Here is a 21,774-nt window from a genome sequence, read left to right as displayed (position 1 = left end):
AACAGGGGTTTCGGACACGAGACCGAGCCCGCGGCGTGGCGCCGCACGGCGGCCTCGGCGGGAACGGCGAAGACAACGGGGCGGTCCGCCCCGCGGCTGGAGAGGAACCACCGGTGACAGCGGAGGACGATCAGCGGGACGAGGCGCCCGCGCGCCCGGGTACGGGCCGGGCGCTGCTGTGGACCGCGGCGTCGGTTCCCCTTCCCGGGCTGGCCCACCTGCGGATGCGCCGCAGGGTCGCGGGCGCGGTGATCATGGGGGCGTACCTGGCCGGGATCCTGGGTCTGGCCGTGTGGGTGTGGCGGCTGGGCGCCGACGAGGCGAACACCATGACGCGGCTGGCCACCATGGCGCTACAGAATCGGTGGCTGCTGGGCGCCATGGGCGTGGTGTTCGTCGTGGCGGTGCTGTGGTTGACGGTGATCGTGCACTCCTGGGTGATCATCCGGCCCGCGGGGGCGCCCCGGGGCTCGCGGGTGCTCGGCGCGGCCGTGGTCCTGCTGCTGTGCCTGACCGTCGCGGCGCCCTCGGCGCTGGCCCTGCACGGCGGCTACACGGCGTACCAGACGCTGAACAGCGTCTTCCACGCCGAGGAGGACCCCCTCATGCCCCCGCACGACGAGGCCGACCCCTGGAACGGCCAGGAGCGGGTCAACGTGCTGCTGATCGGCTCGGACTCGGCGGACAACCGCTACGGGGTGCGCACCGACAGCATGATGGTGGCCAGCATGGACACCGGAACCGGCGACACCGTGCTGGTGGGGCTGCCGCGCAACCTGGAGAACGTGCACTTCCCCGAGGACAGCGCCCTGGCCGAGCGCTACCCCGAGCCCTACGGCTTCGACCTGCTGCTCAACGACGTGTACCAGACGGTGGCCGAGGAGCCCGAGGAGCTGGCGCTCAACCCGGACGCGGCCGACCCCTCCGCCGACACCCTCAAGAAGGTCATCGGGTACAACCTCGACCTGGAGATCGGCTACTACGCGATGGTCGACATGATGGGCTTCCGCGACCTGATCGACGCCATCGGCGGCGTGGAGGTGCTCATCGAGGAGCCGATCCCCTACGGCGTGCACGGCGGGGTGCTGGAGCCGGGCCTGCGCCGCCTCGACGGCCACGACGCGCTCTGGTACGGCCGCTCGCGGACCAACAGCGACGACTACGGCCGGATGGGCCGCCAGGGCTGCCTGATCAAGTACGTGGCCGAGCAGGTCGACCCGGTGACCGTCCTGACGAGCTACCGCAGGCTCGCGGGCGCCACGGAGCGCACCCTGAGCACGGACATCCCCCAGGCCAAGGTGCCCGCGTTCGTCGACCTGGCCGACACGGTCACCGACAGCGGGAGCATGAGCACGTTCCAGCTCTCGCCGCCCCAGGTCAACACGGCCAACCCGGACTGGGAGCAGGTCAAGGCCCTGGTAGCCGAGGCCATCGCCGGAGGGGACCCCGAGGGCGACGACGTGACCGGGGAGGCCTCCGACGCCCCCGCCGAGGAGGAGTCCGCCGAGCCCTCCGAGCCGGCCGGGTCCCCGGAGGAGGACGGGTTGACCGAGTGGCAGGAGTACACCGGCCTCGACGAGGAGGAGCCCGACGAGCCGGGCCGCCAGGTGGGCGAGGAGCCCAGCAATCTGGAGGCCCTGTGCCCCTGACCGGGTGCTGAACCCGGTGCGCGGCCCCCGCTCCCCCGCGGGGGCCGCGCACAATCCCCCGTGACCGGTGTCGGTCAGACGGACGCGGACCGTTGCGGGTCCCTCACCGCCGTGTGACTCTGACGCGGTGACCCCCGCGCAGATCTGGACCCTCGTCGCGTTGGGCGCCTTCCACGGCCTGCACCCGGGTATGGGCTGGCTGCTGGCCGTGACCCGCGGCCTCCAGGAGGGCGGGCGCGCCGAGGTGCTGCGGTCGCTGCCCGCCATCGCCGCCGGGCACGCCGCGAGCGTGGCGGTGGCGGCCGTGGCCATCACCGTCACCGGCTCGGTCACCGCGTCGGTGCTCTTTCCGGTGGCGGGCGGCACGCTGATCGTTCTGGTGGGGCTGGTGATGCTGCTGACGCGTCGGCACTTCCACTGGCGCGAGGTGCGGCTGCCGCTGTGGCAGCTGTCGGCGTGGTCGTTCCTGATGTCGTCGGCGCACGGCGCGGGGCTGATGCTGATGCCGGTGCTGGCGGGCCGGCTCGCGCACACGCACTCCGGCGGGGACGGGCACGGCGGACACGGCGCCTCCGCGGAGGGGGCAGCGACGACGGGGGGCGCGGCGCAGGACCCGGCACGGGCCCACGGAAGCGGCGGCGCGGAGGGCTCGGCCGCGGAGACGGCCGGAAGCGGCGGCGCGGAGGCGGCGGGCGGGACGGCGGCCGAGGGGGCCTGGACCCTCTGGGACGCGACGCTGGTCGGCCTGGCCGCGACCGGCGTGCACACGCTGGCGATGCTGGCCGCGGCGGGGGTCGCGGCGCTGCTCGCGCACGACTTCCTGGGGGTGCACGCGCTGCGCTGGCGCGGCGTGACCATGGACCGCGTCTGGGCGCTGACCCTGGTCCTGGGCGGCCTGTTCGTCCTGTGGTCGATCCGGTGACCTGCGGCGAGGGCCTCCGGGGACGGTAGGGCCGCCCCGACGGGGGAAAAATGTCCGCGGTGCCGGAAACCCGGGGGTCCCCCCGGGAGTTGACTCTCTGGGAAACGCGCCGACGGCGACAGCGCCGCCCGGCACGAACACGGAGGAGCAGGGCATGACACACAGCAGCTCGCGGCCCGAGCGCCGGTGGACCGGCGTGCTCATGGCCGTGGCCGTCCTGTTGGTGCTGGCCGTCGCCGCCGTCGTGAGCGCGCGCTGGGTGGCGCGCAACACCGACCTGTTCCCCGCCTCCACGCCCTGGGGCCCGGAGTGCTCGGTGTGGACGGGTGAGGTGCACGTCCGCCTGGACCGGGACCAGGCCCGGCGGGCGACCACCGCGGCCGCCGTCGCCGTGCAGGGCGACAGCGCCCCGGTCGGGGCGCCCGACACCAGCGACATCCCCGAGCCGGTGATGACGCTGCTGGAGGAGGGCCCCGAGGGGGACGCCGGGCCCTCGCTGACCTGCCGCTCCACCAAGAACCCCGACCTGGAGGTACAGGAGGAGCTGGAGCCCTCGGGCCTGAAGCCGCGCGCCCAGCACCTGCTGGAGGGCATGGAGGAGCACTTCTCCGGCCTGAGCCTGGGCGGCTACGAGCCGGGCGGCTTCGACACCGGCCACGGCGACGACTCGGCGCACTACGACGGCCGCGCGATCGACGTCTTCTACCGGCCGGTCAACGAGGACAACCGCCGCGCGGGCTGGGTGATGGCGCACTGGCTGATCGCGCACGCCCCGGACTACGAGATCGACGTGATCATCTTCGACGACCGGATCTGGAGCACGAGCTTCCCGTCGCTGGGGTGGCGCGACTACGAGGCCGACCCGGACAACGAGATCCTGCGCCACCTGGACCACGTGCACGTGGACGTGCAGCGCGGGCAGGAGGCCCCCGAGGGCGGGTGAGGCGGGCTCGGCCGCGGGGACGGGTTCGGAGGGGGAGACCGCCGGGGAGCCGCTGCGGGCACGAGGGGTGAGGCGGGCGCGGTCACGGCGGACACGGGCCGTGACCGCGGCCGCCCGTCCTCACTCCTCCAGGCGGAAGCCCACCTTGAGGCCCACCTGGAAGTGGGCGACGTCGCCCTCCTCGATGTGGCCGCGTATCTCGGTGACCTCGAACCAGTCGAGTCCGCGCAGCGTGGCCGAGGCGCGGTCGATGCCGTTGCGGATGGCCTGGTCGATCCCCTGCGGCGAGGTTCCGACGATCTCCGTGACGCGGTAGGTGTTGTGGGACATGCGGACCCCCTGCGTAGTCGCTTCTCGGCCGCGCGGAGCGCGACCCCCCGTTTCCTGCCTCCCCGCAATCCCCCGGAGCCACACGGAGCCCTCCCTGCGCACCCGCCTCGCACCGGCGCGGAGGGGCCGGGCGCTTTGCCGTTCGCGGGGGCCCGCGGGGCACGCGGTTGGGGCCCCCTTGACCCGGTGTCCGTGGCCCGCGGACCAGATGTTATGGGTGAAATGCCAGGTGAGTACTGGTATGGGACTTAAGCCCCCGTATTGGCGGAACTCTCCCGAGACAACGTCGTAACTGACTCTTGACGTACACCGGGGGTCATCGGTGTACATTGGGTTCTAGCGCTTCGGTCCCCCGTCGAAGCGCGGGAGCGGTGTTCCGAGCCCCCGTTGGAACATCGCCTGCGACGCCGGGTGGTTTGCCCCCGTAACCACCCGGCGTCGCCTTGTGTCCGGCCCCGGGCCGCCCGTGCGGGCGGCCGGAGGCGAAGACCCGAACGTGCCCGTGGCTTGACCATGGAGGCAGCTTCCCGGCTTGGGGGTCAGCATTGGGTAAACCGGCGGAGACACAGTGCTCGCGGCGCGGGTGCCGCGCCGAGGCGACGTGGGCTTTGGTGTGGAACAACCCCAAACTGCACACCCCGGACCGCCGCAAGGTGTGGACGGCCTGCGACGAGCACCGCGAGTACCTGTCCACCTTCCTGGACATGCGCGGGTTCCTGCGCGAGACCGTCCCCATGGACGAGTTCGAGGGCTGATCCGCCGGTAGGGCCCGTCGTTCCCGTCCGGGTACGGAGGCGGCGGTTCCGAGATCGGTGGGAGCCTCCGGAGCGGGAAGCGCCTCCCGGGCGGGAACGGCCGGAGACCGCGCCCGCCCCGCCCGGAGGGACTCCGCTACACCACCATCCGCCAGGCCGCGTCGCGCACCCTCTCGTGGCCGAGGTCGCCCGCGCGGGAGAGCAGCCGCGGCCAGGGCCCGGCCCAACCGGTCTCGGCGCCCGCCCGCTCCACCAGGCGCAGCCCCAGGAGGGCCGCCGTCTCCCCCGGCGCGCCCCGTGTCGCCGAGGCCGCGGCGAACAGGCGGCGCACCACCTCCTCCCGCGTCCGCGGTTCGACCTCCGACGCGCCGTAGGAGGGCTGGACCGGCATCAGGAGCCGGTCCAGCTCCCACTGGCCGACGGCCCCCCGGGCCAGCAGGTGGGCACCGGCCAGGAGCAGGTCCACGAGCCGCCGCGCCCGAGGCTCGCCGTCCCGGTCGTCGCACTCGGTCGCGAGCCTGCGCTGGACGAGGAGGAGCGCCTCGGGGGCGTACTCCCTCCGGATTCCGAGCATGCCGAGCACAGCGTCCGCCTGCTCCTCCAGCACGGGATCCCGCTCCCCGTCCTTCGACATCCGGCTTTGGAGGAGCCCGACCAGCCTCTTCACCCTCCGGTGGGCGGAGTCCTCCGCCTCCCGGCGGGGCCCGCGTGCGGGCACCCCGTGCCCGGGTCCGGGAACGGCCGTCAGGAGCCGGGCCAGCATCCCGCTGATCCGGTCGGTCCCGCGTCCGTCCAGGAGCAGCTGTTCGAAGGCGCGGATCGCCCGTTCGCCGTCCCGGTCCATGTCGCACACGGCCTCGGCCAGCATGTCCGGGTCGTGGTCGGTCCAGGGCGCCCAGCGACTGGTCCAGCCGGGGAACCGCCAGTGGTCGCGTGAGGGCTCCGGCAGCGAGGCCACCACCCGGGCGGCGCCCTTCCTCCGCGACGGCGGGCAGGTCAACGGAGAGACCCGCAACACGGCGAACTGGACCTCCACCGGCGTGAACCCGGGTGCGCCTCGGGTCAGGGCGGGCAGCGCGGCGGGGTGGTCCAGGGCGCGCATGAGCGCGCCCGCCACGACCGCACGCACGTCCCGGTGCAGTCCGTCGCCGGTGTCCAGGACACGGGCGAGGTGCTCGATCCCGCCGGGCGGGCGGTGGTGCTCCAACAGCCGGACGGCCGTCTTGCGGACGGTGACCTTGGCCGGACCGTCCAGGACACGGCACAGCGCCGGACCGAGGCGGGAGGGGGCGATACCCGTCGCGCAGCGCGACATCGCCGGACCGGCGGCCCGGGACTGGGGGCCGTCGGCGTGCTCCAGGACCAGGCCCAGGGCGCGTTCGGGCTCGTCGCAGCGGCCGAGGGCGCTCAGGGCAGCCTCGCGCAGGACGGTGTCGGGAGCGTCGAGGTAGCGGGCCAGCCGGTCGGCCGCGCCGGGCAGCGCGCCCAGACCGCGCAGGGCGCGTTCGCGGTCGTCGATCGCCTGGGAGGGGTCGGCGGCGATCCCCGCCAGGTGGTCGGCGGCCCGGGCCCGCAGCGCCTCCGGCCAGTCCCGGACCGTCCGCCGGTCGAGGTCGGGCACCCAGGCGCCCGCGTCGGCGGCGGGACCCTCCCCGTCAGCGGCGAAGGCGGTGCGGAGCGCGGACGGCTCGGCGTGGCGGACCAGGAGGCTCCACACCCGGGGAACACGGGCCGTTGAGGGGTCGGCGTCGAACAGCGCCCGTGCGTCGGCGCGGGCGCCGGGGCCGGTCAGGTACAGCCGCGCCGCCTCGCGCGCGGTGGCCTCGGCTTCCGCGGTGGTGGGGATGCCGGTGTACCGGAGGCCAGAGGGACCGTTGGTGCCCTCGGTTCCGGTGGGAACCATGGCATCCCCGAGGCCAGAAGGGCCCGTGATGCCCCTGACCCCGCTGGGAACCATGGCACCCCTGATGCCAGAAGGGCCCGTGGTGTCTGTGGAACCCGTAGCGGGCGCGTCGTGGCCGAGGGCGGCCGCCAGGTGCCCGCGCAGTTCCGGAACGCCGTGCACGCGGCGGCCGAGTTCGCGGGCCAGGGCGACGGCGGGGCCGAAGTCGCCCCGGGCGCGGGCGTCGTCGAGGGCCGGGGCCAGACGCCGGTACAGTTCCCGCTCCAGCCCCCGGGGCAGCACCTGGTCCAGGGCGGGGTCCAGGTCGATCCGGGCGGCCCGGCGGCCCGGCGCGCTCCACCACGGGGGGCGCGATCGCGGACGGCCCCGCTCGCCCAGCCCCCGCGCGCCGAAGCGCGCGACCAGGCCGGTGTAGGCCTCCAGCGCCCAGTCCCTCGCCTCCGCGTCCTGCCTGGTCAGAGGGTGACGCAGCAGGGCGGCGGCCAGGTCGCGCAGGGCCCGGCGGGTGTCGGCCGAGGTGTCGCGTGAGCCCAGGGTGTCGGCGAGCACGCGGTGCAGGGCGGGCAGGGACGCCTGAGCGAGCAGCGCGGGAGCGACCCGGGAGAGGACGCACACCAGGGAGCGGCGGACCGGATCGCGTTCGGCCCGGGAGCGCTCGGCCCGCTCGGTGAGCACGCGGGCCAGCAGGTCCGGGTCTCCGGTGCGGGCGGTGGCCTCCACCAGCCGGGCCAGGCCGCGCGCACGGCGGTCGGGGTCTCCGGCCGAGGCGGCCTCCTCCAACGGTCCGGCCGCTTCCCCGTAGGGCAGGTGGGCGATCGCGTCCAGGTCCTGGTCGGGGTCGCCGTAGCGGGTGCTGCGGCTCTGGAAGGCGGTGATCTCCGCCAGTGCGCGGCGGGCCTCGGCCTCGGCGCGGTCTCGCGGAAGCAGGTCGAGGTAGGGCAACAGGAGCAGCGCCCCGCGGCCGTCCCTGCGCCGGGCGATCCGGTCCAGGTGGGCGGTGCGCACGGGCAGGGGCATGGCCCGCAGGACGGGCAGGACCTGCGCGGGGGCGCGCCTGGCGTACCTGAGCAGGCCGCGGATGTCACGGGTGCCGCTGGGACCGGCGGGATAGCGGGTGGAGTAGTGGCGTTGGTCGCCGTCGCGGTGGAGTAGTCGGTGGGTGTGGGGTGCGAGGAGCGTGAGGTTGCGGCGTTTCTCTCCGAGTTCCCCGAGCAGGGTGGCGAGTTCGGCCGGCCGGACGGGGTCGAGCGCCTGGAGGACGCGCCTCAGGTCGGTGAAGCGCTCGAACGTCCAGCCGCCCGGGGAGTGCGTCTCCCGGAGCAGGTTCAGGAGGGCGTCGGGGTGGCGCCGGGCCAGCCGCCGCCAGGAGCGCACGGCGTGGCGGAGGCCGGGCAGGTCTTTGGCGACCCGTTCGGGTGAGCACGCGGGCAGGAGTGCGGCGGCCTCGGCGTCGCCGTACTCCGCCCGCACGCGGGACAGGAGGGAGTCGGCGAGGCCGGTACGCCGCGCGTGGTACAGGGTGCGGTAGAGGGCCCGGCGCAGACCGGTGGGCGCGTCGTCCAGGACGGGCGGCACGACCTCGTCGGGTAGGGAGGGCTCGCGAAGGGCGCGCAGTGCGGCCCGGCGGAGTTCGGAGTCGGGTCCGGCGAGGTGCAGGGCGAGGGTGTCGGTGTCGCGTGCGGCCGCGGCCATGTGCACGGCGAGGCGCCCGTGACCAGCGGTTTCGAGCTGCCGGAGGATCCCGGTGAGGTGGGGTGTGCCCGCGTGGTCGCGGGCGTGGAGCGCCAGAGCGCGCATGCGCCCGGAGACGGCGCGGCCCTCGACGGAGCGGAGGAGTGAGGTGGCCGACCCGTACGTCGGCGCGGTGGGGCTCAACGGCCCGGGCGGGATCCGCCCTTCCTGATCGTCATGGCCGACATCATGGACCACCGCGGCGCGCTCGCGCAACCCTGAGGCGGTACCCGGCCGGTCGTCGGCGCCCGGCCTCCCGGCGGCACCCGGTCCGTCACGGCACTCGACCGGTCAGCGGTTCCCGGTACCGGCGAGCCTCAGCCGGTCGGCGGCACTCAACCGGTCGGCGGCTCCAGGATCCGGCGGGCGCGGTCGAGGTCATCGGGGGTGTCGCAGTCGGCCACGGCCAGGTCGTCGGTCAGGGCCAGCGTGCGGGGGGCGAGGGGGCCGAGCAGCCCGTACAGGGAGCGCCCCGGGTAGTCGGCGAGGGCGGCGCGCACGGCCTCGGTGCGCCACACGCCGGTGAGCCACTGCTCGCGCCCGGTGGAGTCCGCGAACACCGCGCCCGCGCCCTCGGGGACCTCGTCGGCGGCGGCGCGGAGGGCGGCCAGGTGGCCGGGGTCCAGGTGGGGCAGGTCGGCGGCCAGCAGCGCGAACCGCGGGGTGCGCACGTGCGGCAGTCCGGCGCGCAGCGCGGGTACGGGGCCGGAGCCGGGCGGGTCCTCGCGGACGTAGAGCGCGCGGGGGCTCTCGCGGGGCGGGCCGACCACGATCACCCGGCCCCCGTCCCCCGCCCCGGCGTTGTGGGCGCGGACGGCGTCGGTGACGCGCTCCAGCAGGGTGCGCCCGGCCACGGACAGCCCGGGCTTGTCGACGCCGCCCATGCGGCGGGCCGCGCCCCCGGCGAGGACGACGGCGTCCAGGGTCTCGTTCATCTGTTTGTTGGGCGTGGATACCCCGTCCTTCAGAACGGGGAGGACACGCCCTCTCCCTTCTCGTGACTGTGTGTTGGATTCGGCTCACGCGACCGCAGGGCGGTCGCTACGGTGTGTGCCATGACCGGCACGAGCGTGAAGCGGGCGTTCCGGTACCGCTTCTACCCCACCGATGCGCAGGCGGCCGAGCTGTCGCGCACGTTCGGGTGCGTGCGCCTGGTCCACAACCGCGCCCTGGCCGAACGCACCGCCGCCTGGCACCAGCGCCGGGAGCGGGTGGGCTACTCCCACACCTCGGCGATGCTCACCGCCTGGAAGAGGACCGAGGAGCTGTCCTTCCTCACCGAGGTCTCCTGCGTCCCGCTCCAGCAGACGCTGCGCCACCTGCACACCGCGTTCCGCAACTTCTTCGACCACCGCGCGAAGTATCCGCGGTTCAAGTCGCGCAAGAAGTCGCGGGCCTCGGCGGAGTACACCCGGTCCGCGTTCCGCTACCGCGACGGCCAGCTGACCCTGGCCAAGATGACCGAACCGCTCAACGTGGTGTGGTCGCGGCCCCTGCCCGGTCGTGATCGAGGATCTGGCGGTGCGCGACCTGGTCCGAAACCGCCGACTGTCCCGGGCGATCTCGGATGCGGCCTGGCGTGAACTCCGGTCCATGTGGGAGTACAAGGCTCAGTGGTACGGACGCGACCTGGTCGTGGTGGACCGGTTCTTTCCCTCCCCCAAGGCGTGCTCGATGCCCGGGTGCGGCTACGTGCACGCGTCGTTGCCGCTGCACGTACGGACGTGGACGTGCCCCCGGTGCGGGACCACGCATGATCGGGACGTGAACGCGGCGAACAACCTCAGGGCCGCCGGGCTGGCGGTTGTTGCCTGTGGAGCTGGTGTGAGACCTCAACGGGAGTCCTCCCGGACGGGGCGACCGGCGACGAAACAGGAAGGCCACGGGGCGACCCGTGACGAGGCCCTGGCCTCGAACCACCGGTAGGTGGTCCCGGAATCTCCTGCCTTCAGGCAGGAGGGGAAGTCCATTCTCCAGCATGGCCCACGGCGGCGGTGCCGCGCTCACCCCTCCGTCTCGGCGAGCCCGTCCATCACGTCGTCCAGGACGGTCCTGCGGTGGTCCATCGACATCAGCCGCAGCTCCTTGAGCGCGGGTGCGGTGTCCACGCTGGTGCCCTCCGAACCCTGCACCGTACACACCCGCATGCAGTGCTGGGTGGGCTGGCGCCAGAAGTCGCGCTCGTCGACGGGGGCCATGCGGTAGACCGTGGCCGGGTACGGGACCGGCCTGCTCGGGGAGTACCAGTGCTGGGTGCGGGACAGCACGAACCCGGTGAGGAGCGAGTCGAAGACGCCGCCGACGGCGAGGTCGGTCAGGGCCTCGCGGTCCCCCTCCCGGCGGCACTCGTCGCAGCCGTCGAGTTCCGCCCGCAGCAGCCAGCGGGCGCGGGCGTGGCTCACCTCGGAGTTCTTGAGTTTGCTCGGGTGTCGGTGTCCCATGCAGGGAAGGGTACGCCGCTCCCGGGGCGCTGTCCGTGCGGACGGAGCGCCCCGGGGGCGGAGGAAGCGGGACCCTGAGCGCACACCGCCTCAGCCCTTGACGCACACCACCTGGCGCAGGTGGGCGACCACCTCGACCAGGTCGGTCTGGGCCTCGATCACCGCCTCCAGATCCTTGTAGGCGGCGGGGATCTCGTCCACGACGCCCCGGTCCTTGCGGCACTCCACTCCCCTGGTCTGCTCGACCAGGTCGGCCTCGGTGAAGGTCCTGCGGGCCTTGTTCCGGCTCATCCGCCGTCCCGCCCCGTGCGAGGCGGAGTTGAACGAGGCCGGGTTGCCCAGCCCGCGCACGATGTAGGTGCCCGTCGCCATGGATCCGGGAATGATTCCCAGGTCGCCCGCACCGGCGCGGATGGCGCCCTTGCGGGTGACGAGCACGTCCACCCCGTCGTAGGTCTCCTCGGCAACGTAGTTGTGGTGGCAGGAGATCCACTGCTCGAAGCGGGTGCCCGGGACCTGCCCGGCCAAGGCCTGGCAGGCCAGGCCCATCATGACGTCGCGGTTGCGCCGCGCGTACTCCTGCGCCCAGAACAGGTCCCGGCGGTAGGCGTCCATCTCGGGCGTGCCGGTGACGAACACCGCCAGGTCGCGGTCGGGCAGGTCCTGGTTGTGCGGCAGCGCCTGGGCCCGCTCGATGTGGTGGGAGGCCAGCTCCTTGCCGATGTTGCGCGACCCGGAGTGCAGCACCAGCCACACGGCGCCGCCGTCGTCCAGGCACACCTCCAGGAAGTGGTTGCCGCCGCCGAGGGTGCCCATCTGGCGGAGGGCGCGCTCGCGGCGGGGGTGCACGGCGTCGGCCAGGGCGTCGAACCCCGCCCAGAAGCCGGACCAGTCGGCCTCGCGCAGGGCGGGGACTGCCGCGGGGTCGACCGGTTCGTCGTGGGCGTGGTAGCCGACCGGGATCACGGCCTCCAGGGCGGAGCGCAGCCGCCGGAGGTCGTCGGGCAGGCGCTCGGCGGTCAGGTCGGTGCGCACGGCGGTCATGCCGCAGCCGATGTCCACGCCGACGGCGGCCGGGCTGACCGCGTCGCGCATGGCGATGACCGATCCGACGGTGGCGCCCTTGCCGTAGTGCACGTCGGGCATGACGGCCAGACCGTGCACCCACGGCATGCGGGTGACGTTGCGCAGCTGCTCCATGGCCGCGGCCTCGACCTCGTCGGGCGCGGCCCACATGCGGATGGGGACGCGTTCCCCGGAAACCTCGGTGTAGGACATGTACAGGCCACCTCCCTTTCCCGGCACGGCCTGTGGGGTCGTTCGTACGGGCACGTACGCGGTCGTGCCCCTGGGGTATCAAGCCAGAGCCGGCCGGAGGAGGCAACGGGTTTTAGGGCGGGGCGGGCGCGGGGTCCGGGCGCACCGGTGGCGTGCCGCGGCCGGGGTTCAGCCGCCGATGGCCGACATCGGCCGGGACGGCTGGAGGAAGCTGGGGTCGTTGATGCCGTGTCCGGGCAGCTTGGTGGACACGGCGGCGGTCCAGCTCCGGGCGATCTCCTCGTCGGTGGCGCCGCCCCGCAGCAGGGAGCGCAGGTCGGACTCCTCGCGTGCGAACAGGCAGTTGCGCACCTGTCCGTCAGCGGTGAGGCGGACGCGGTCGCAGGCGCCGCAGAAGGGCCGGGTGACCGATCCGATGACGCCGACGGTGGCCTGTTCCCCGTTGGGGAAGCGGGCTCCGCGCACGTGGAAGAGCTCGGCGGGGGCGCTGCCGCGCGTGTCGGCGTCGGCCGCGTCGAGCGTGAACTCGGTTTCGAGGTTGGCGAGGATCTCCTCGGCGGTGATCATGGTGTCGCGCCGCCAGCCGTGCTGGGCGTCGAGCGGCATCTGCTCGATGAAGCGCAGCTCGTAGCCGTGCTCGACGCAGAAGCGCAGCAGGTCGGGGGCGTCGTCGTCGTTGACGCCGCGCATGAGCACCGCGTTGACCTTGACGGGGGTGAGCCCGGCCTCCGCGGCGCCCGCCAGGCCGTCGAGGACGTCGTTGAGCCTGCGGCGGCGGGCGAGGGTCTCGAACACGTCGGGGCGCAGGGTGTCGAGGGAGACGTTGACGCGGTCGAGCCCGGCCTCGGCGAGTGCGGGGGCCATACGGGCCAGTCCGATGCCGTTGGTGGTCAGGGCGGTGTGGGGGCGGGGCTCCAGCGCGGTGGTCCCTGCGACGAGGCCGGGCAGGCCTCGGCGGAGCAGGGGTTCTCCGCCGGTGAAGCGCACCTCGGTGATGCCGAGGCGGGTGACACCGATGCGGATGAGGCGCAGGAGTTCGTCGTCGGTGAGCAGTTCCGGCTTGGGCAACCACTCCAACCCCTCCGGCGGCATGCAGTAGGTACACCTGAGGTTGCAGCGGTCGGTGAGCGAGACCCGCAGGTCGGTCGCCACTCGTCCGTAGGAGTCGGCCAGCACGGGCGTCACCCTCTCCAGTCCGGGTTGTCGGGCGGTCCGTGTACGGAGGTGTACCCGGCCCGAGGGGTACCCATAGATAAGCGTAGAAGATCCCTTTAAGTGGCGGGCAGACCCAATCGCGTCATATGCCGTTTTTCGTGGGCGGACACGAGAAACCCGTCGACGCATCGGGTGATCCCACACCCCTCCGGGCCCCGGGCCGCGCGTGCCCGCTCCGCCGTGCTGCGCACCGGCCCCGCCCCGCCGTAGGGTGACCATCCGACGGTCGCGCACGGCTTCGATCGTCGCAGACGAAGGCTCGGGCAAGGAGGCGGGACACGGTGATCACCACACGCGAGTGGGCCCTGGCGGGCGGACCGGACGGTTCGGGGAAGCTGGCGGCGCGGGCGTGGGCCCCGACCGAGGGCGAGCCGACCTGGCTCGCGGTGCTGGTGCACGGCTACGGCGAACACCTGGGCCGATACCACGAGGTGGCCGAGGACCTGGTCCGTGCGGGCGCGGTGGTCTACGGCGCCGACCACCGCGGACACGGGGGCTCCTCCGGTGAGCGGGTGCTGATCGACGACTACGCGGGCGTGGTCGAGGACGTGCACCGGCTCGTCACCCAGGCGCGCACCGCCTACCGGACGCTGCCGCTCGTGCTCATCGGCCACTCCATGGGCGGGCTCATCGCCTCCCGCTACGCCCAGACCCACCCCGGGCAGGTGAGCGCGCTGGTGCTGTCCGGGCCGGTGCTGGGCCGGTGGGAGACCCTGAAGCGGCTCGCCGCGGCCAAGGAGATCCCCGACGCCCCCATCGACCCGTCCACGCTCTCGCGGGACCCGGCCGTGGGCGAGGCGTACGTGGCCGACGAGCTGGTCTGGCACGGACCCTTCAAGCGCGCCACCGTGAACGCCATGCTCACCGAGATCGAGCGCGGTCTGGCCGCCGGGAGCGTGGGACCGCTGCCGCTGCTGTGGGTGCACGGCTCCGACGACCGGCTGGTGCCGCTGGAGGGCACGCGGGTGGGCGTCACCGCGATCATGGGCGAGGACTTCACCGCGCGGGTCTTCCCCGGCGCACGGCACGAGGTGTTCAACGAGACCAACCGGGACGAGGTACTCGGCGAGGTGGTCCGCTTCGCCCAGCGCTTCGCCGTGCCCGCGGGTGGCGCCTGAGGGCGCGGGAGCGGCTGGACCGCTTGTCCACAGGCGCGGATCCGGGGTGGTGCCGGGGCAGCCGGGCGTGGTGAGCTGTTGGCAAGGGGACCTCGTGCCTTCCCCTTCCCTCGGCGTGCCCTCACACGTACAGCTGTCCCCGGGGCTGGGTCGGGTGGACCAGGGTCTCGGTGTAGGCGGCGGCCAGGCGCTCCACGGCGTCCACGAGCACGTCCGGCGGCTGGGTGTAGGCCAGGCGCAGGTAGCGCTCCAGGGTTCCGTCGGCGCCGAACACCGGACCGGCGGCCGGGTGCACCCCGTGCCGGATCGCCGCCGTGGCCAGCGCGCTGGCCACGGGGTGGGGCAGGGTCGCCCACAGCACCAACCCGCCCCCGGGCACGCTGGGCCGCCAGTCGGGAAGGCGCTCGCGCAGGGCGTGCAGCAGCGCGTCGCGGTTGCGGCGCAGCTGGCGGCTGCGCTCGGCCCGGATGCGCAGCACGTCGGCGAGCAGGTGGGTGGCGGTGAGCTGGTCCAGCACCGCCCCGGCCAGGTCGAAGCGCTGGCGGGTGGCCATCAGCCGGGCCACCATCGGAGGCGTGGTGCGCACCCACCCCACCCGCAGACCGCCCCACAGCAGCTTGGCCACCGATCCCACCGTCAGCACCCGGCCGTCGGTGTCGTGGGCGGCCACCGGCGCGGGCAGGTCGCCGGAGTCGATGGCCAGTTCCGCGACCGTCTCGTCGACGATCAGGTGGGTCCCCGACCGGCGCGCCTCGCGCACCAGGATCCGGCGCTCCTCGTCGTCCATCAGGGCGCCGGTGGGGTTCTGGAAGTCGGGGATGAGGTAGGCCAGTCCGGGTTTCCACTGGCGGAACGCGTCGACGAGGTACTCCATGTCCCAGCCCTGCGGGGTCACCCCGATGGTGCGCACCCGCGCCCCGGCCCGGCGGATGGCGTCCAGCGCGTGCGGGTAGGTGGGCGACTCCACCAGGACCTCGTCGCCGGACTGCACGAGCATGTCCACAGCCAGCGCGACGCCCTGCTGGGCTCCGTTGGTGACGAAGATCTGCTCGGGGGTGGTGGGCAGCCCGCGCTCGACGTAGCGCCGGGCGATGGCGTGCCGCAGCTCGGGCAGCCCGTAGGGGTAGTAGCCGAGTCCTCCCACGTGCGCGGCGAGCTGCTCGGCGGCCCGGAACGCGGCGGCGCGCAGCCCTTCCACCGCCGGAGGCGCGGCCACGCCCAGGTCGATGTGCTCGGCGGTGGGGACGAAGGGCGAGGGCTCGCTGGTCGCGGAGTCGGGCAGGACGGTCCAGCTGCCCGCGCCCTGTCTGCTCTCCAGGAAGCGGTTGTCGCGCAGCCAGGCGTAGGCGGCGGTGATGGTGTTGCGGCTGACCCCGAGGGCGGCGGCGAGGTCGCGTTCGGCCGGGAGGCGGGTGTCGGTGGGCACGCGGCCGTCCAGGACCAGTCCGCTGACGGCGCGGGCGATGGCCAGGTAGAAGGGGCGCTCCACGGGCGCCTCGCCGATGAGGCGCGCCAGCAGGCGCCCGTTGATCCGCCGGGTGCCGCCCCCGGGACGCTCCGCCGCGCGGTGGCCGCTCTGTCTCGCCATGCCGTCCCCCGTCGCCGCGTTGAAAGGGCCAGTTACCTGGATTGGCTCTTCATTCCAGGCGCCACATCCGCCACGATACCCAGGTGGCCCCCTTGCTGGACCCGGGTCCGGCGAGGGCAGCCATGGGGACGGCGGACGGCCCGGCCGGTCGTCTCGCCCCGTGTGTCCTGACCCCGCCCGGGGCCCGGCGCTTCCGGCCCCGCCTCCGCCGGGACCGCGTGCCCGTGCCTCCGCGCGGGTTCTCATCCGATGATCCCAGGAAAGACAGGTGTCCCGTGACCGCACGACCCCGTCCCGCCCGTGACGCGGCCGCCGCCCTGCTGGGCCGGGTGCTGGTCACCCCCGCCCTGCCCCGACCCCGGCTGCGCCGCCTGGCACAGCTGTACGCGGGCCTGGTCCTCTACGGCCTGAGCGGCGCGCTGCTGGTCCACGCGGGACTGGGCGCGATGCCCTGGGACGTGCTGCACCAGGGGCTGTCCCGCCAGACGGGGCTGTCCATCGGCACGTGGAGCGTGCTGGTGGGCGCGGCGCTGATGCTGCTGTGGATCCCGCTGCGCCAGAAGCCGGGTCTGGGCACGCTGAGCAACGTGGTCGTCGTGGGCATGACGGTGGACCTGTTTCTGTGGCTGCTGCCCGAGGCGGAGTCACTGGCGGTGCGGGTGCTGCTGCTGGGGCTCGGGGTGGTGGTGTGCGCGGTCGCGACCGGCTGCTACATCGGCGCCCAGCTGGGGCCGGGCCCCCGGGACGGGCTGATGACCGGTCTGGCGGCCCGGGGGTGGTCGGTGCGCCTGGCCAGGACCGTGATCGAGGTGGCCGTCGTGGTCACCGGCTTCTTCCTGGGCGGAACCGTGGGGGTGGGCACGCTGGTGTTCGCGGTGGCGATCGGTCCGCTGGCCCAGGTCTTCCTCCCCCTGATGCGCGTGCCCGGCCCGGCCGCCGGGGAGGTTGGCGCCCGCCCGGCCCGGGAGGCCGACCCCGAGGGTGCCCCGGGGACCGTCCACCCGGAGTGACCCCGTCGCAGGAGGGGCCGCCCGCCTTCCGCGGCGCCGCCACGCGCGCGGCGCCGGCGGGGGTGCCCCGTGCACCGCTCGACGCCTCCCGCCGGTGCGCAGGCGCCGGGGCGGCGCGGCGGGCCCTGTGCCGGGTCCCGTACCCCCGCGGGGCGGATCCGGCGGCCCGGCGGGGTTGTGGACGCCTCCAGTACACCCATTCCGGCGGGCCTTGTCCTCCCCGTCACCAGATCTTGATCACCGCGTCATTACTTCTGACCTGACAAAACGCCCCGTCTGCCCACATATATCGCTGCACCTTCCGATGCACGTGCACCTGCGGGTGGCGCACTCGCGGAGGAGGGGGGAAGATGGGGACCGCGGTGAACGGAAAGGACCGTGTTCGGGACGGTTCCTGGGCACCGGCCTTTTCGGCTGCCCTCACCTGGGCACATTACCGGGTGGAAGGCAAGCGGCGGCTGGTGCGGAGGCGAGACGTGGCCCGAACGGCGCCTGGCGGCGGTGCCGCCCCCCATGGCGGGCAGGAGACGGGACCCCGGCGGGACGCGCACACGGGTGCGCGCGCGGGCGGCCGTCGCAGGGCACCGCGCACCCCACGAGGCGCCGACCGCACAGACCATGACGACGTGATGGGGGTGAGCCGCGTGCCCGGCTGGATCGAAGACTACGCAATGATCGGCGACATGCAGACCGCCGCGCTGGTCGGGCGCGACGGTTCCATCGACTGGGCCTGCCTTCCCGACTTCGACTCCTCCGCCTGTTTCGCCGCGCTGCTGGGCGACGAGCAGAACGGCTGCTGGACCCTGCGCCCCGCCGAGGGAGAGGCGCGCGCCACCCGCCGCCGCTACCGGGGCGACACGCTCATCCTGGAGTCGGAGTGGGACACCCCCTCGGGGTCGGTCCGGGTCATCGACTTCATGCCGCCGCGTGGTGGCGCCCCGCATATCGTGCGCATCGTCGAGGGGCTGAGCGGATCGGTGCGCATGGAGACGACCATGCGCATCCGCTTCGACTACGGCCACGTCGTGCCCTGGGTGCACAGGACCGGGGCCGAGCTGGTGGCCATCGCGGGACCCGACGCCATCTGGCTCAGCACCCCCATCTCCCTCCAGGGCCACAACTTCACCCACGACGCCACCTTCACCGTCACCGCGGGCCAGCGGGTGCCCTTCGTGATGACCTGGCACCCCTCCCAGGTGGAGGAGTCCGACCACCTGGACGCGGAGAAGGCGCTCTCGCGCACCGAGCGCTTCTGGGAGAAGTGGGTCAACCAGTGCACCTACGAGGGCCCCTACCGCGAGGCGGTGATCCGCTCCCTCATCGTGCTCAAGGCCCTGACCTACCGTCCCACCGGCGGGATCGTCGCCGCCCCCACCACCTCCCTGCCCGAGGAGATCGGCGGGGTGCGCAACTGGGACTACCGCTACTGCTGGCTGCGCGACGCCACCATCACGCTGGAGGCGATGATCCGCTCCGGCTACAAGGACGAGGCGCTGGCCTGGCGCGAGTGGCTGGTGCGGGCGATCGCGGGCGAGCCCCAGCTCATGCAGATCATGTACGGCATCCGGGGCGAACGCAGGCTCACCGAGTGGGAGGCCGAGTGGCTGCCGGGCTACGAGGCCTCCCGTCCGGTCCGGATCGGCAACGCGGCCGTGGGCCAGTACCAGCTCGACGTCTACGGCGAGGTCATGGACGTGCTGCACCTGGCCCGCCGCCACAACATCCGCGGCGGCGACTACCTGTGGGGCCTCCAGCGCTCGCTGGTCAACTACCTGGAGTGGTGCTGGGACGAGCCGGACGAGGGCCTGTGGGAGGTGCGCGGGCCACGCCAGCACTTCGTGCACTCCAAGGTGATGGCCTGGGTGGCGGCCGACCGCGCGGTGCGCAGCATCGAGGAGTTCGGCAAGGAGGGGCCCATCGAACGCTGGAGGGCCCTGCGCGACACGATCCACGCCGAGGTGTGCGAGTACGGCTACGACCCCCAGCGCAACACGTTCACCCAGTACTACGGCAGCAAGGAACTGGACGCCGCGCTGCTGCTGATCCCCGAGGTGGGCTTCCTGCCCTACGACGACCCGCGCGTGGTCGGCACCATCGAGGCGGTCCGCAAGGACCTGATGGTGGACGGGTTCGTGCTGCGCTACCGCACCGACCTGGACGACTCCGCCGACCAGCTGCCCGGCAACGAGGGCGCGTTCCTGGCGTGCAGCTTCTGGATGGCCAACGCCCTGCTGTCGATCGGCCGCCAGGACGAGGCCCGCGAGCTGTTCGAACGGCTGCTGTCCCTGCGCAACGACGTGGGCCTGCTGGCCGAGGAGTGGGACCCGCGCGAGAACCGCCAGGTCGGCAACTTCCCCCAGGCCTTCAGCCACGTGCCCCTGGTGACCACCGCGCTGAACCTGACCACCCGCCAGGGGGGATGGCGCGCCGAGTAGACCGCCGCGACCCGCAAGGCCGCCCCCGCACGGGCCCGCTCCCCCACCACCCTCCCTCCGCCCGCTCCCGCCCCCCACCGGCGCGGACGCGCACCAAGCGGACGCACGCCCCCGCGCCGCCGGGCCGGAGCGCGGAGGCCTTCACTCCCGGCGGAGGCGCGGCCGCCGCCATGGCGCTGCGCAAGAGCCCTCGGAGCGGTCACGGCTCCCGCGCACGCTACATGTGCGGTGTCTGGGGCGGCGCTTTGCCCTGCCCCGGACGCCGTGCAGGTCGCCTGAGCGAGGCGAACGTTCCTTTGAGCCCTGTGGGCCTGGGCGACTCACCCCTGAGGTAACCGCCCCTGTTCGCCGGTCGAGGGGTTTCCCCACCCGTCTCGGCTGTCCTGCTCCCGCTCCGAGCCCCACCCGGTCGCTTTGGACCCTGTTCCGTGGGGTGAGCGGGCCGTTGGGGATCGCCGGTGTTCTGCGTCCTTTCGGTCCCCGGTCCCCCGCGGGCCCCGTGCCGTCCCGCCGTATCGGTGTCCGCGCGCGCGGCGGCGTCATCCGGAGCGGGCTTTCCTCCCTGCCCGGTTACGGCGTCCTTCGCACGAGGAGTCCCCGGTCGCTTCACCGACCGGTCATCATCGCCTCCCATGCCAGGAACCCGTGGTCCCCGTCCGGACCGGCCGCGACCGGCCTCGGGCCGAGTGCCACGGGAGAAGAGCCTCCGCGGAGCCAGACGCAGTCGCCCCAGCAGCCTCGCCGCGAACCTGAACAACCCCCTGTTCCTTCGGCCCGCCCGCCGTGTGCCCGTCCTCTGTCGACCGCGTGGACCGGACCACTGAGCGGCGACCTGCTTGCTCGCCTCGGTGAGCGGGTCCACCCCGTCGGTTCCAACCTGTCCCGGGTCCGGAACGGTCACGTCATCACGTCCTTCGGGAAGTCGCGGGCCCGGCTCAGCACGCCACGATCCTGTAGTCCCGAAGGGATGCCACACCCATGTCTCAACCGCGCATGTACGGCGGATGGCGCAAGCAGCGCAGCATCGGCATCGCCGGTCTGGGCCTGGGCGCGACCATGGCCCTGATGGGCGGACTCATCGTCCTGGTCGTCGTCGCCTCCGTCAGCCCGGGACTCCTCGTATACGCCGGGCCGCCCTTCATCGTCACCGCCCTGGTGATGATCGTTCCCGTCCAGGGCCAGTCCCTGGGCCAGTGGATCGGCCTGCGTCTGAGGTGGGCCACCGCCCGAGCCCGCGGCCACACACGGTACGTGGGCGGTGTCCTGGTCGAACACCCCCGGGCCTTCCAGCTCCCCGGTGCCCTCCCCCCGTGAGCCTGTTGAACGTCGAGGACGGCAGGGGAGGCCGTTACGGGCTGGTCTGGCACCGGCGCACCGGGCACATGACCGCCACCGTGCGCACGGCGCCCAACTCCACCTGGCTCGCCGAGTCCCGCGACGTCGACGGGTGGGTCGCCAACTGGCACGCGTGGTTGGCGGGTCTGGGATACATGCCCTGGATCTCCTGGGTGGCGGTGACCGTGGAGAGCGCGCCGGACCCCGGTTCCACCCTGCGCCATCAGGTGTCCGCGCAGTTGGATCCCGACGCACCCGCCGAGGCGCACAAGATCATGAACGACCTCGTCGCCAGCACTCCCTCCGTGAGCGCGAACGTCGAGACCCGTATCTCCATCACCTTCGACCCCCGCAGGTTCCCGGCCAACCCGAAGACCAAGGTCGAGGCCATCGCCGAACTGGGCAACTACCTCAACGAGCTGGAGGGCGGGCTGGGCAACTGCGGAATCAGCCTTCTGGGCAGGGCGACGCCCCAGCACCTCGTCGCCTCCGTGCGCAACACCTACGACCCCGCGGCGCGAGGCGACACCAACCGACTGCTCCTGGAGAACGGCGACGGCCTGCGCACGAAGGACTGGGCCGACGCCGGGCCCATGTCGGCCGAGCTGCGCCATGACCGGTACGTCCACGACAGCGGCACGAGCGTGTCCTGGGTGTGGCAGGAGGCCCCGCGCACCAACGTGACCTCGAACGTCCTCGCCAAGCTCCTCTCCCCCACCAGGTACTGCAAGCGTACGACGATCCTCTACCGCCCCTGGTCCGCGGCCAGCGCGGCCACGGCCCTGGAGAACCAGCGCACAGCGGCCCAGTACAAGTCCGAGCTCAGCCGCAGGATCAGGCACCAGGTCAGCGCGCGCGACCGGCAGGACGAGGAGCGCGCCGCCCAGGCCGCACGTGAGGAGAGCATGGGCGCCGGCCTGGTGCAGATGTCGATGTACGTGACGGTGACCGTCCAGCACGAGGAGCAGTTGGCCGCGGCCATCGCCCAGACCGAGTCCGCCGCCGAGTCCTCGCGTATCCGGCTCAGGCGGGCCTGGGGCAGTCAGGACGTCGCCTTCGCCGCCACACTCCCGCTGGGAATCTGTCCGCCATGGCTGTTGCAGCGGCTGAACGGTTGGTAG

16 protein-coding genes and 1 pseudogene are annotated in these 21,774 nt (G+C 73.4%); 10 read left to right on the top strand and 7 right to left on the bottom strand.

Features of this window, described 5'->3' with window-relative positions; translation table 11 throughout:
- Positions 1-113 precede the first annotated feature (113 nt).
- The 3 genes from FYW99_RS19965 (at position 114) to FYW99_RS19955 (ending at position 3,514) form a co-directional block, all read left to right on the top strand.
- Complete coding sequence (locus tag FYW99_RS19965; RefSeq protein WP_150253539.1) at positions 114-1,649, top strand: LCP family protein; 1,536 nt, start codon at positions 114-116, stop codon at positions 1,647-1,649.
- 127 nt (positions 1,650-1,776) lie between these two features.
- Positions 1,777-2,571, top strand: coding sequence for a cell wall anchor protein (locus FYW99_RS19960; RefSeq protein WP_150253538.1), 795 nt, complete (start codon positions 1,777-1,779; stop codon positions 2,569-2,571).
- Between the two features lie 154 nt (positions 2,572-2,725).
- A complete protein-coding gene (locus FYW99_RS19955; RefSeq protein ID WP_150253537.1) occupies positions 2,726-3,514 on the top strand; it encodes a hypothetical protein in 789 nt (262 codons plus the stop codon).
- 120 nt (positions 3,515-3,634) lie between these two features.
- Here FYW99_RS19955 and FYW99_RS19950 read toward each other — a convergent pair whose 3' ends face one another.
- Positions 3,635-3,844, bottom strand: a complete 210-nt coding sequence (locus FYW99_RS19950) for a dodecin (RefSeq protein ID WP_013152455.1) — start codon at positions 3,842-3,844, stop codon at positions 3,635-3,637.
- 545 nt (positions 3,845-4,389) lie between these two features.
- On the opposite strand from FYW99_RS19950, the gene FYW99_RS19945 reads away from it, so the two are divergent.
- The gene (locus FYW99_RS19945) at positions 4,390-4,599 is read left to right on the top strand and encodes a hypothetical protein (protein WP_150253536.1); all 210 of its coding nucleotides are present in this window, start codon (positions 4,390-4,392) and stop codon (positions 4,597-4,599) included.
- Positions 4,600-4,735: 136 nt separating this feature from the next.
- Here the strand turns inward: FYW99_RS19945 and FYW99_RS32855 are convergent, their stop codons facing one another.
- Both FYW99_RS32855 and mobA read right to left on the bottom strand, forming a co-directional pair.
- Complete coding sequence (locus FYW99_RS32855; RefSeq protein WP_263364080.1) at positions 4,736-8,449, bottom strand: hypothetical protein; 3,714 nt, start codon at positions 8,447-8,449, stop codon at positions 4,736-4,738.
- 119 nt (positions 8,450-8,568) lie between these two features.
- A complete protein-coding gene (gene mobA, locus FYW99_RS19935) occupies positions 8,569-9,168 on the bottom strand; it encodes a molybdenum cofactor guanylyltransferase (RefSeq protein ID WP_150253535.1) in 600 nt (199 codons plus the stop codon).
- A 120-nt stretch (positions 9,169-9,288) separates the two neighbouring features.
- On the opposite strand from mobA, the pseudogene FYW99_RS19930 reads away from it, so the two are divergent.
- A pseudogene (locus FYW99_RS19930) lies at positions 9,289-10,159 on the top strand (RNA-guided endonuclease InsQ/TnpB family protein).
- Between the two features lie 77 nt (positions 10,160-10,236).
- Here the strand turns inward: FYW99_RS19930 and FYW99_RS19925 are convergent.
- The 3 genes from FYW99_RS19925 to moaA form a co-directional block, all read right to left on the bottom strand.
- Positions 10,237-10,674, bottom strand: coding sequence for a hypothetical protein (locus FYW99_RS19925; protein WP_150253534.1), 438 nt, complete (start codon positions 10,672-10,674; stop codon positions 10,237-10,239).
- Between the two features lie 90 nt (positions 10,675-10,764).
- Complete coding sequence (locus FYW99_RS19920) at positions 10,765-11,952, bottom strand: RtcB family protein (protein ID WP_150253533.1); 1,188 nt, start codon at positions 11,950-11,952, stop codon at positions 10,765-10,767.
- A gap of 168 nt (positions 11,953-12,120) precedes the next feature.
- Entirely contained in the window at positions 12,121-13,128 is a 1,008-nt protein-coding gene (gene moaA, locus FYW99_RS19915; protein ID WP_150253588.1) for a GTP 3',8-cyclase MoaA, read from the bottom strand.
- 320 nt (positions 13,129-13,448) lie between these two features.
- Here moaA and FYW99_RS19910 point away from each other — a divergent pair, with 320 nt between their 5' ends.
- Entirely contained in the window at positions 13,449-14,285 is an 837-nt protein-coding gene (locus FYW99_RS19910) for an alpha/beta hydrolase (protein WP_150253532.1), read from the top strand.
- A gap of 121 nt (positions 14,286-14,406) precedes the next feature.
- Here FYW99_RS19910 and yczR read toward each other — a convergent pair whose 3' ends face one another.
- Positions 14,407-15,873 carry a MocR-like transcription factor YczR gene (gene yczR, locus FYW99_RS19905; protein WP_150253531.1) on the bottom strand — a complete coding sequence of 489 codons (1,467 nt, stop codon included), beginning with the start codon at positions 15,871-15,873 and terminating at the stop codon, positions 14,407-14,409.
- Positions 15,874-16,148: 275 nt separating this feature from the next.
- Between yczR and yczE the strand changes: the two genes are divergently transcribed.
- The 4 genes from yczE to FYW99_RS19890 all read left to right on the top strand — a co-directional run bounded on the left by yczE (position 16,149) and on the right by FYW99_RS19890 (position 21,774).
- Positions 16,149-16,883, top strand: coding sequence for a membrane protein YczE (gene yczE / locus FYW99_RS19900; protein ID WP_150253530.1), 735 nt, complete (start codon positions 16,149-16,151; stop codon positions 16,881-16,883).
- Positions 16,884-17,512: 629 nt separating this feature from the next.
- The gene (locus FYW99_RS19895; RefSeq protein WP_223839284.1) at positions 17,513-19,318 is read left to right on the top strand and encodes a glycoside hydrolase family 15 protein; all 1,806 of its coding nucleotides are present in this window, start codon (positions 17,513-17,515) and stop codon (positions 19,316-19,318) included.
- Between the two features lie 978 nt (positions 19,319-20,296).
- Positions 20,297-20,632, top strand: a complete 336-nt coding sequence (locus FYW99_RS32455) for an SCO6880 family protein (RefSeq protein ID WP_223839266.1) — start codon at positions 20,297-20,299, stop codon at positions 20,630-20,632.
- Positions 20,629-21,774 (top strand): SCO6880 family protein, encoded by a 1,146-nt coding sequence (locus FYW99_RS19890; RefSeq protein ID WP_223839264.1) that lies wholly within the window; start codon positions 20,629-20,631, stop codon positions 21,772-21,774. The genes FYW99_RS32455 and FYW99_RS19890 overlap by 4 nt, the downstream gene beginning before the upstream one ends.

The organism is Nocardiopsis deserti (assembly GCF_008638355.1).
Taxonomy (GTDB): domain Bacteria; phylum Actinomycetota; class Actinomycetes; order Streptosporangiales; family Streptosporangiaceae; genus Nocardiopsis; species Nocardiopsis alborubida.
This window is presented reverse-complemented; position numbering and strand designations above follow the sequence as displayed.